The organism is Zhongshania sp. (genome assembly GCF_041623545.1).
GTDB lineage: Bacteria > Pseudomonadota > Gammaproteobacteria > Pseudomonadales > Spongiibacteraceae > Spongiibacter.
In genome coordinates this window covers 1-10,230 of record NZ_JBFJWS010000100.1, presented here as the reverse complement: position 1 = coordinate 10,230, position 10,230 = coordinate 1, and the positions used below count along the sequence as shown (strand labels likewise).

The 10,230-nt window shown below is 51.9% G+C and carries 10 protein-coding genes; 5 read left to right on the top strand and 5 right to left on the bottom strand.

Features of this window, described 5'->3' with window-relative positions:
* Positions 1 to 129: 129 nt before the first annotated feature.
* Entirely contained in the window at positions 130 to 1,584 is a 1,455-nt protein-coding gene (thiI, locus tag ABYT30_RS10585; protein WP_373096373.1) for a tRNA uracil 4-sulfurtransferase ThiI, read from the bottom strand.
* A gap of 328 nt (positions 1,585 to 1,912) precedes the next feature.
* Here thiI and glnA point away from each other — a divergent pair, with 328 nt between their 5' ends.
* The 4 genes from glnA to ntrC all read left to right on the top strand — a co-directional run bounded on the left by glnA (position 1,913) and on the right by ntrC (position 6,699).
* Positions 1,913 to 3,319, top strand: a complete 1,407-nt coding sequence (gene glnA, locus ABYT30_RS10580) for a glutamate--ammonia ligase (RefSeq protein ID WP_373082842.1) — start codon at positions 1,913 to 1,915, stop codon at positions 3,317 to 3,319.
* 163 nt (positions 3,320 to 3,482) lie between these two features.
* Complete coding sequence (locus tag ABYT30_RS10575) at positions 3,483 to 3,986, top strand: DUF4124 domain-containing protein (RefSeq protein ID WP_373096370.1); 504 nt, start codon at positions 3,483 to 3,485, stop codon at positions 3,984 to 3,986.
* Between the two features lie 221 nt (positions 3,987 to 4,207).
* Positions 4,208 to 5,284, top strand: a complete 1,077-nt coding sequence (gene glnL, locus ABYT30_RS10570; RefSeq protein WP_373082846.1) for a nitrogen regulation protein NR(II) — start codon at positions 4,208 to 4,210, stop codon at positions 5,282 to 5,284.
* A complete protein-coding gene (gene ntrC, locus ABYT30_RS10565) occupies positions 5,281 to 6,699 on the top strand; it encodes a nitrogen regulation protein NR(I) (RefSeq protein WP_373082848.1) in 1,419 nt (472 codons plus the stop codon). Before glnL ends, ntrC begins: the two co-directional genes overlap by 4 nt.
* A 104-nt stretch (positions 6,700 to 6,803) precedes the next feature.
* Here the strand turns inward: ntrC and ABYT30_RS10560 are convergent, their stop codons facing one another.
* The 4 genes from ABYT30_RS10560 to ABYT30_RS10545 all read right to left on the bottom strand — a co-directional run bounded on the left by ABYT30_RS10560 (position 6,804) and on the right by ABYT30_RS10545 (position 8,663).
* Positions 6,804 to 7,283: a tRNA (cytidine(34)-2'-O)-methyltransferase gene (locus ABYT30_RS10560; protein ID WP_373096368.1), complete on the bottom strand. Its 480-nt coding sequence runs from the start codon at positions 7,281 to 7,283 to the stop codon at positions 6,804 to 6,806.
* A gap of 104 nt (positions 7,284 to 7,387) precedes the next feature.
* The gene (gene secB / locus ABYT30_RS10555; RefSeq protein ID WP_373082850.1) at positions 7,388 to 7,861 is read right to left on the bottom strand and encodes a protein-export chaperone SecB; all 474 of its coding nucleotides are present in this window, start codon (positions 7,859 to 7,861) and stop codon (positions 7,388 to 7,390) included.
* Positions 7,862 to 7,936: 75 nt separating this feature from the next.
* Positions 7,937 to 8,191: a glutaredoxin 3 gene (gene grxC / locus ABYT30_RS10550; RefSeq protein ID WP_373082851.1), complete on the bottom strand. Its 255-nt coding sequence runs from the start codon at positions 8,189 to 8,191 to the stop codon at positions 7,937 to 7,939.
* A gap of 58 nt (positions 8,192 to 8,249) precedes the next feature.
* Positions 8,250 to 8,663 carry a rhodanese-like domain-containing protein gene (locus tag ABYT30_RS10545; protein ID WP_373096365.1) on the bottom strand — a complete coding sequence of 138 codons (414 nt, stop codon included), beginning with the start codon at positions 8,661 to 8,663 and terminating at the stop codon, positions 8,250 to 8,252.
* Positions 8,664 to 8,819: 156 nt separating this feature from the next.
* On the opposite strand from ABYT30_RS10545, the gene gpmI reads away from it, so the two are divergent.
* Positions 8,820 to 10,230, top strand: a 1,411-nt coding sequence (gene gpmI / locus ABYT30_RS10540; protein ID WP_373096362.1) for a 2,3-bisphosphoglycerate-independent phosphoglycerate mutase, incomplete at its 3' end; no start/stop codon positions are given.

Genomic DNA, 10,230 nt, shown 5'->3' with positions numbered 1-10,230 from the left:
GAACATGGCAGCGCAATCATGACGGCGACCTTAACCTTGGAGAATCAGCGCTTTAAGCTGTACAACCTGAATCTGGGCGCTCCGGAAAAAATGACCGCCAGCAAAGCCGAATAAAGCGTAACGGTCGACTTACGACGGCCGATACACTTTTACATTTTCAAATCCTTGCTCTACCAAGTGCGAAGCATGGAGCCGACTCATCACACCTTTATCGCAGTACAGCATGTAAGTCCGCGCCTGATCCAGCTGAGCAAAACGGCTATGCAACTCATAAAAAGGGATGGCCTGCACTTCGCTAGTCGCCAATTTCAAAGGTTTGCGATCCACCTCGTCGGGATGACGCACATCCAAAACGACCGCATCAGGCAAGGGAATAGGCAGCGATTCAACCGCAGCGACACTCATGTCTTCATCGGCAAGCGCATCGATATTGATGTAATTCGCGGCGGCGATCGCCCGCTCAAGCACGGCAAAATCAAAATTAGCTTCTTGCGCAGCGATTTTTTCTGGTTTTGCGCGGGTGGTTGGCTTCACCGAAATAACACCGCAATACTCTGGCATATTCGCAGCAAAGGCCTCGGTGCCAATTTTTGCGGCAGTACTGATGATATCCAGTTTATCGGTGCAAATCAGTGGTCGCAGCACCAAGGTATCAGTGACCTGATCGATAACCGCTAAATTTTGTAAGGTCTGGCTAGAAACCTGCGCCACCGCCTCACCCGTTACCAAGGCGGTCACCTCGAGCTGGGCCGCCACTTCCGATGCCGCGCGCAGCATCATACGCTTGAGCACAACACCCATTTGCGAGTTTTCAACGTTCTTTAAAATTTCGCCGACAACATCCTCAAAAGGGACACTAACGAACTTCACTCGGTGCGAAGCGCCGTATTTTAGCCACAAATAGAGGGCAACTTCCTTCACCCCAACTTCATGTTCACGACCACCCAGATTAAAAAAGCAGAAATGGGTGCGCATACCCCGCTTCATCGTCATGTAACTGGAAACCGTCGAGTCAAAGCCCCCAGAAATTAATGACACAACTGCGTCAATTGTGCCCAGCGGAAAACCGCCTAGGCCTTCGATACGCCGGTTTACGATGTAAACCATCTCTTGGCGCACTTCAATACGCACGGTCACATCGGGATTATGCAAGTCGACACCCGCCGACTCAACATGCTGATTTAAACCGCCACCCACATAGCGCTCGACCTCGCTGGAGTTAAAGTCGTGCTTGCCCACCCGCTTGCAACGCACCACAAAGCTTTTGCCACGCAGGCTGTCGCCAACGGCGAGCTTGGTTTTCTCATAAATATCGTGCACATCCACGAGCGGGTATTCCAAGACCTCAACAAAATGCGCAATGCCCGGCGTATTACTCAACACGGCAATAAAACCGGCCAAGACCTCTGGGTCTTGGCTCGCCGTTTCAATCGTAATTCGATCCCAGTCGCGGATAATTTCCAGATTCGGGTCCAAGGGCAGCAGCAATTTGCGCAAATTATCGCGCAGCTGCTTGATGAACTTTTTACGAACAGGTTTACTCTTGATGATGATTTCTGGAAATAATTTAACGAGGAATTTCATTTAGAATCCGCAAAGATGGGGGATCAACTATTATACCTTCTCAATCCCCTAGGGGGCAGCCCAGCAAAACGCACCAACATGGATCATTATTTAAGATCAAGCACCATTAAGGAGCACTTGCTTCACCGCTATGCACAAGCATTACGCAAATTATTGCCATTTCACTGAATAAGCCATAACTTTGCGCAATTGTAAAAAACGGCATGTTTTTTGCGTTTTCAGTTCGCAGATTGCGCTGCTATGCGGCACAATGCATAGCGAATATAATCGATGACCCTTCGGCGATGCCGAATTCAAACTTACTTTCTCAATCTGGAGGACGAACATAATGTCCGAGAATACTCTCAAGTTAATCGCCGACAATGACGTAAAGTGGGCCGACATGCGCTTTACCGATACTAAAGGTAAAGAGCAGCACGTTACCATTCCTGCGACCGACATCGATGAAGGCTTTTTTGAAGACGGTAAAATGTTTGATGGCTCATCCATCGCCGGCTGGAAAGGCATTAACGAATCCGACATGATCCTGATGCCTGATGACACCGCATCGATTCTGGATCCCTTTACCGAAGAATCCACTATCATCATCCGCTGCAACATCGTAGAGCCATCTACCATGCAAGGCTACAACCGTGACCCACGCTCTATCGCCCAGCGCGCTGAAGACTTTATGCGCGCCACCGGTATTGCCGATAACGCACTGTTTGGCCCCGAGCCCGAGTTTTTCATCTTTGACGATGTTAAATGGAAAGTTTCAATGGAAGGCGCCAGCTACGCTATTGCCTCTGACGAAGCAGCTTGGAAATCAGGCGACAATTTTGAAGAAGGCAATACCGGTCACCGTCCAGGGGTTAAAGGTGGCTACTTCCCCGTACCACCAGTCGACAGCCTCCACGACCTGCGCGGCGCGATGTGTAATGCGATGACCGATATGGGTCTGACCATTGAAGTTCACCACCACGAAGTTGGCACCGCTGGCCAGTGTGAAATCGGCGTTGGCCCTAACACCTGTGTTAAAAAAGCTGACGAAGTACAGGTCCTTAAGTACTGCGTACACAATGTGGCTCACGCCTACGGCAAAACAGCGACCTTTATGCCCAAGCCAATCGTTGGTGATAACGGCAGCGGTATGCACGTTCACATGTCACTGAGCAAAAACGGCACCAATCTGTTTGCTGGCGACGTTTACGGCGGCCTGTCTGAAACTGCACTGTTCTATATTGGCGGCATCATCAAGCACGCTCGCGCGATCAATGCTTTCACCAACGCGTCTACTAACTCGTATAAGCGCCTGGTTCCTGGCTTTGAAGCACCTGTTATGTTGGCCTACTCGGCCCGTAACCGCTCTGCGTCAATTCGTATTCCCTTCGTGCCGAACCCTAAGGCTCGCCGCGTTGAAGTACGCTTCCCTGACCCATCAGCCAACCCATACCTTGCCTTTGCGGTAATGTTGATGGCTGGCCTGGACGGCATTCAAAACAAGATCCACCCCGGCGATGCTGCCGACAAAGATCTGTATGACCTGCCCGCAGAAGAAGCAGCCGCGATCCCAACTGTTGCCTCTAGCCTAGACCAAGCCCTGCAGGCACTGGATGCAGACCGCGCCTTCTTGACTGCTGGCGGCGTATTTGACGACGATACTATCGACGCCTATATCGCCCTTAAGTCGCAAGAAGTTGAACGCCTAGCCATGACAACTCACCCCGTTGAGTTCGACATGTACTACAGCGTTTAAACCGCTTTTTGCCTGAAAAAGCCCGCGCAATGCGGGCTTTTTTTATGCTTTCATTCAAGCCCAAGCTCAGCCCCACCATTCAGCTTACTCACGCACTAACACCAGTGCTTGCACTCGACTAGGCTTCGCCACATCATAGGCCTATTAAATGCCGAGGTGCTGTATGATCCGCTGCCGATTTTTTATCTTAATATTCAGCCTGCTCAGCAGCCTGAGCCTAGCGGCGGAGATCTACCGCTCAACCGACCAGTACGGGAACACCGTATTTTCTGACAAAGCACCCAAAAACAGTACGCCTGTCGAACTTCCCCCTATTAACACCACACCGGCAACCGAGCTAAGCAACAAACCGCCCCGCCGCGCAACGTCGACCTCCGTCTCACACAGCAATCAAATAACTATTCAAAACCCCGCTAACGGCGCCATCATCCCCAATGGGCTCATTCCCACCGACGTTCGTATCACCACCAAAGAGACCGTAGATCCGTCCCAGCGCATTGTCTTTGAATTAGACGGCCACACCCTCGCCAGCTCCACCAGCACTCAATACACGATTCCCCGCTTAAGCCGCGGACCACACCGCATTAGCGCCAGCCTGCTCGATCAAAACGGCAAAACCATCAGCAAAGATTCTATCGACATTATGGTCTACCAGCCCGGCAGCTAGCCCCAGGCCACATTTCTGCACCATTTAAGTGCCTTATCACCTATACTTAGTGCAGACGCGTCCAATAATGCTGCGCCTAACAGCCAACAATATTGCACTATATTGGGACTCAGCTCACCCAGCACCCAAGAAATTCGCGAATTTTAACAGAAAGTCCACCCTACCCCGCTTGGCCTAGAAATTGCTTTGAGCTAAAGCATAACGAACATACTGGCGACGCTATGCCCCCAAACAATATCCACCATCAAATACTCGACAACTTAAAAACAGCCATTTTGTTGGTCGAGCCGAATCTGACCGTGAGTTACATCAATCCGGCGGCAGAATCCCTATTGGCGGTATCAGATCAACGTATTCACGGTGAAGCCATCACCAAATTATTTCACGAACAAGAAGACACCCTCGTCAAACTTCTGGACGCGATCAACAACTGCGAAGCTTACACCAAGCGCGAAACCGTTCTGACCTTGCGATCCGGCATTGAAATCACTGTCGACTACGCCGTAACCCCAGTCACGGAATACCGCCGCACGTCTTTGATAATTGAATTACAACCCTTAGACCGGCTGATTAGAATTAGCCGCGAGGAGGGTTTATTGTCGTCCCAGCAAAACAGCCAAGCCTTGATACGCGGCATCGCCCACGAAGTAAAAAACCCCCTTGGCGGCCTGCGCGGCGCGGCACAATTATTAGCGAGAGAGCTCAGCGACCCTAAACTCCACGACTACACCAATATTATTATTGAAGAAGCGGACCGCCTTCGGAATTTAGTCGACACCATGCTCGGCCCCCATCGCGCCCCTGAAAAACAAATGACCAACATCCACGAGGTATTGGAACGCGTACGTCAGCTAATCGAAGCCGAGAGCGAAGGTCATATTCGTATTATTCGCGATTACGACCCCAGCATCCCCGACATTTTGGGCGACCGCGAACAACTGATACAGGCCTTCTTAAATGTTGCTCGCAACGCCCAACAAGCACTGCGCCAAATTGACAGCGAGGACCGCGACCCCACGATCATCTTGCGCACCCGCACCCTGCGCCAGCTCACCATCGGCACTCACCGACACCGCCTGGTGTGCAGCGTCGACATTATTGATAACGGACCAGGGATACCCCAGGACCTACGCGCCTCCATTTTCTTACCTATGGTTAGTGGCCGCGCCGAAGGCACCGGCCTCGGCCTGTCTATTGCACAATCCATACTCAACCATCACAACGGACTAATTGAATGTAGCAGTGAGCCCGGTAACACCACCTTCTCTCTGCATATTCCGCTGGAGCACGCCTCATGAGTCAAACCAATGCTGTTTGGATAGCCGACGACGATCGATCGATTCGCTGGGTGCTTGAAAAAGCCCTAAACCAAGCCGGCATCATTACTCGCTGTTTTGAAAACGGCGACGGCTTACTCAGTGAACTCGAATCCGAAGTCCCCGACGCCATCATTAGCGATATTCGCATGCCCGGTATCGACGGCCTGAAATTATTGTCGCGAATCACCGCAGCTCACCCTGGCTTACCGGTGATTATCACCACCGCACATTCAGATTTAGACAGCGCGGTTGCCTCCTATCAAGGCGGCGCCTTCGAGTATTTACCTAAGCCCTTTGACGTTGATGACGCCGTTGCCACCACCCAGCGCGCGCTGCAACACGCCAACAAAAACCGTAATTTGCTTCCCGAGCAAGCTCCGCTGGAAACCACCGAAATTATTGGCGAAGCCCCTGCCATGCAGGAAGTTTTTCGAGCCATTGGCCGCTTGGCGCAATCCAATATTACCGTGCTAATCAACGGTGAATCCGGTACCGGCAAAGAACTGGTCGCCCAAGCCTTACACCGCCACAGCCCTAGGGCAACGAAGCCCTTTATTGCGCTCAATATGGCGGCTATTCCCAAAGACTTAATGGAATCCGAGCTGTTTGGTCATGAGAAAGGCGCGTTTACCGGTGCCAGCGCCCAGCGTCGCGGCCGCTTTGAACAAGCCAACGGCGGCACCCTGTTTTTAGATGAGATTGGCGATATGCCCGCCGACACCCAAACCCGCTTATTACGGGTGTTAGCCGACGGTGAGTTCTACCGCGTTGGCGGTCACACGCCGGTTAAAGTCGACGTACGTATAATTGCCGCTACTCACCAGAATCTTGAAAAGCTGGTAAAGAACAATCAATTCCGAGAAGACTTATTTCACCGCATCAATGTTATTCGCATTCACTTGCCTAAACTTTCAGAGCGCAGGGAAGATATCCCCAAGCTCATGCAGCATTTCTTTACCCGCGCGGGTAATGAATTGAATGTCGAGCCGAAGCGGCTTCGCCCCGAAACCGAAGAATACCTCTGCCAGATGGAATGGCAGGGTAATGTTCGTCAGTTAGAAAACACCTGTCGCTGGTTAACAGTGATGGCATCAGGCCGTGAAATCCATATCAACGACCTGCCTCCCGAATTGCTCGAAAGACCCCAAGGCGAAGCCGCACCCGCCTCAAACTGGCAAGACAACCTCAAGCGCTGGGCAGATCAAGAACTTATGCTGGGCCGGGAAAAGCTGCTCGACCGCGCCGTACCCCAGTTTGAACGCATCATGATTGAAGCCGCACTACGTCACACCCACGGCCGCCGCCGCGATGCATCAAACCTGCTGGGCTGGGGACGCAATACCCTGACGCGGAAGATAAAGGAATTGGGGATGGGTGGGGATGATGAGGATTGATTGAAGGGCCAGTCGGACGTCGGAGGTCGGGCGTCTGACGCTTAGAAACTGATATGGTGGCTGACGTTACATAACGAAGCTCCGCACAGCTTATTCGTCCGACGTCAGACTCCCGACGTCAGACTTGCCCCCACAAACCCCACTTGCCGCCACGCCTCATAACTCACCAGCGCGACCGTATTCGATAAATTGAGACTGCGCGCCTCGGCCATCATTGGCACGCGCAGGCAGTGTTCCTGCCCTAAGCTTTCCCGCACTTCTTGCGGTAGGCCTGAGGTTTCGGAACCAAACAACAAAACATCATTGGCTTCAAATTTTGCATCGGCATAATTACGGCTGCCCTTGGTGGTGAGCGCAAATATCCGACGATCACCCATCGCAGCTAAAAAGCTCGGGTAATCTGCATGACGCGTTACTCGCGCTAACTCGGCGTAGTCTAGGCCTGCCCTACGCAATTTTTTCTCTTCCATATCAAAGCCCAACGGCTCTATAAGGTGCAGATGGCAACCATTGTTGGCTACCAAACGAATTATATTGCCGGTATTGGGGGCGATGCGTGGTTCGTACAGGGCGATATGGAACATAGCTGGGGCACCAAGAGAGCCAAGAGGATAATGACAATACAGGAGATAAAAAAATACCGCGTACTGACCCATCAGTAGGCGGTATTTCGAACTACACGACTAACTTAGTGGGTCGTGGAGGAAGTCTCTGCCTGACGCGCGGCCTGGGCCTCTTCGGCCTGACGGTAGAGCACTTCAAAATTCACTGGCTGTAATGCGAGCGCAGGGAAACCACCCTTCACCACCAGCGCGTCAACCGCTTCACGCAAGTACGGGAACAGCATATTAGGACAGGCTATACCCAGAAGCTGACGCAACTGCTCACCTTCAATGCCCTCGGCAACAAATAAACCGGCCTGATGAATCTCTACTAAGAAAGCAGTCTCGTCATCTTCAAGTTTGGCGGTGATCGTTACCGTCAAAATCACTTCATAGGTATTATCGGCAACCGCTTTGCTGCGGGTATTGAGATCAACCTGAATTTTTGGCTTCCACGCCTTAGTAAAAATAACGGGGCTGGCGGGCGACTCAAAAGACACGTCTTTTGTGTAGATACGCTGCAGGGCAAATTTGGCTTGAACGGGCGTTTCTTCTGGCATTGTTTTCCGTTTCCTAAACTAATTTAAAGGGGCTATATACCTATATAAGGCCTAGCATCGACTTTCACAAGGTCACTACGAAGCAATTAAGGCATCAAGTTTCGCGCGGCGTTCCAGTGCATACAGCTCGTCGCAACCACCAACGTGGGTATCGCCTATCCAAATTTGCGGCACCGTGCGCTGGCCACTGCGCTTGGCCAAATCACTGCGCAAATCATTGCGACCATCGACCGGTATTTCTTCAAAGGCTACGCCCTTACTGCTCAGCAACTGCTTTGCGCGCACACAAAATGGACAAAATCGCGTTGTATAAATCGTTACCTTTGCCATTTCTACCTCTTAAAAATCACACTGCTGAAAATACAATAACGCAAACCGTAGGCCGGTCTTATTTTTTCACCAAGGGCAATTGCATTATTTGCCACTCAGAAATTCCGCCTTTAAGGCGATTAACCTGGGTATAACCTAATGAACCGAGCTTTTTTCCTGCCGCACTGGAATGCTGGCCCATTTTGCACGCCAAGACTAACGGCTTGTCTTTTTCAGCATGATCGGCAATTTCTTTTTCTAACTCGGCGAAGGGTAGATTAACGGAATCGATAATATGCCCCTTGCTAAACTCGGCCTTATCACGCAAATCAATGACTACCGCCCCCTGCTGATTGACTAAATTCACTACTTGCTGAGGCGTGAGCGCCTTACCGGCGCGACGCTGCTCGTGAAAGCTCAGTAACAGCAGGCAAGAAATCAAAGCCGACACAAGTATCCACTGCTCAGCAACAAAGGGGATTAATTTATCCATCGAAACATCTCTTTATGCCATGTGCGCTGCACAATTCGCGAAAAAAGCGAGAGTATACACTGCCGAGCGGCAATTCTCACCCACCGCTACGTAGCCTCAACTCAGCGAAAAAGTTACAATACCGAGTTAATCCCCAGCGTTCAAAAGTGTGTATTTATGGCCAACATCCAAGCAAAGAAACCCGTCGTACTCATTATTCTTGACGGCTTTGGCTACCGCGAAGACCCAAAAGACAATGCCATCTTCCACGCCAACACCCCCAACTGGGATCGCCTCTGGCGCGATGCACCCCACACCCTGATCTCAGGCTCAGGCCTTGATGTCGGCCTACCCGACGGCCAAATGGGCAATTCCGAAGTTGGCCACATGAGCCTCGGCGCTGGACGAGTGGTTTACCAAAGCATTACCCGCATCGACAAAGCCATTAGCGACGGCGACTTTTTCAGCAATCCGGTTTACACACAGGCGGTAGATAAAGCTGTAAACGCAGGTAAAGCGGTGCACATCCTTGGCTTGCTCTCGGCTGGCGGCGTACACAGCCACGAAAACCATATACTGGCGATGATTGAGCTCGCCGCCCAACGCGGCGCCAAGCAGGTATATGTACACGCCTTCCTCGATGGCCGGGACACTCCCCCGCGCAGCGCACTAGCCTCACTGCAAAAGCTCGATGACAAGTTCAGCGAATTAGGCTGCGGCCGCACTGCCACCATGATTGGCCGCTATTTTGCGATGGATCGCGATAATCGCTGGGACCGCGTCGAAAAAGCCTACAACTTACTGACTAATGCTGAAGCAGACTTTCACTACGACGACACCAGCAGCGCCCTGCAAGCCGCCTATGATCGCGATGAAAACGACGAATTTGTCAGCGCCTCTATTATTCAGCAAGCGGGCGAGCAAGATGCCAAGATCAGCGACGGCGACAGCGTAATCTTCATGAACTTCCGCGCCGACCGCGCAAGAGAAATTAGCCGCGCCTTTGTAGACTCGGATTTTGACGGCTTTGCGCGCAAAACCCGCCCTGCGCTGGCCGAGTTTGTGATGACCACGGAATATGCCGACAATATTCCCGCCGCTGTCGCCTACCCGCCCAGCACCATGCACAATAGCTTTGGCGAGGTCATGGAAAAACAAGGCAAGACCCAGCTGCGCATAGCCGAAACCGAGAAATACGCGCACGTTACGTTTTTCTTTAGTGGCGGACGGGAAGCACTTTACACAGGCGAAGATCGCAAACTGATCGCGTCCCCCGATGTCGCCACTTACGACTTAAAGCCCGAAATGAGCGCGCCAGAGCTGACCGACGAGCTGGTTGCGGCAATTCACAGCGGCAACTACGACACCATAATTTGTAACTACGCCAACGGCGATATGGTCGGCCACACTGGCGTATTTGAAGCTGCGGTCAAAGCTGTGGAAGCCCTAGATACCTGTATCAAGCGCGTCACAGATGCGGTATTAGAAGTCGGCGGCCACTGCCTAATTACGGCAGACCACGGCAACTGCGAGCAAATGGTCGACTACGACGCCGGCCAGGCCCACACCCAGCACACCACTGAGCTAG

Bases quoted from the DNA above. Each gene is read 5' to 3' on its own strand.
- thiI (WP_373096373.1), bottom strand. From the start codon at position 1,584: ATGAAATTCCTCGTTAAATTATTTCCAGAAATCATCATCAAGAGTAAA.
- glnA (WP_373082842.1), top strand. From the start codon at position 1,913: ATGTCCGAGAATACTCTCAAGTTAATCGCCGACAATGACGTAAAGTGG.
- ABYT30_RS10575 (WP_373096370.1), top strand. From the start codon at position 3,483: ATGATCCGCTGCCGATTTTTTATCTTAATATTCAGCCTGCTCAGCAGC.
- glnL (WP_373082846.1), top strand. From the start codon at position 4,208: ATGCCCCCAAACAATATCCACCATCAAATACTCGACAACTTAAAAACA.
- ntrC (WP_373082848.1), top strand. From the start codon at position 5,281: ATGAGTCAAACCAATGCTGTTTGGATAGCCGACGACGATCGATCGATT.
- ABYT30_RS10560 (WP_373096368.1), bottom strand. From the start codon at position 7,283: ATGTTCCATATCGCCCTGTACGAACCACGCATCGCCCCCAATACCGGC.
- secB (WP_373082850.1), bottom strand. From the start codon at position 7,861: ATGCCAGAAGAAACGCCCGTTCAAGCCAAATTTGCCCTGCAGCGTATC.
- grxC (WP_373082851.1), bottom strand. From the start codon at position 8,191: ATGGCAAAGGTAACGATTTATACAACGCGATTTTGTCCATTTTGTGTG.
- ABYT30_RS10545 (WP_373096365.1), bottom strand. From the start codon at position 8,663: ATGGATAAATTAATCCCCTTTGTTGCTGAGCAGTGGATACTTGTGTCG.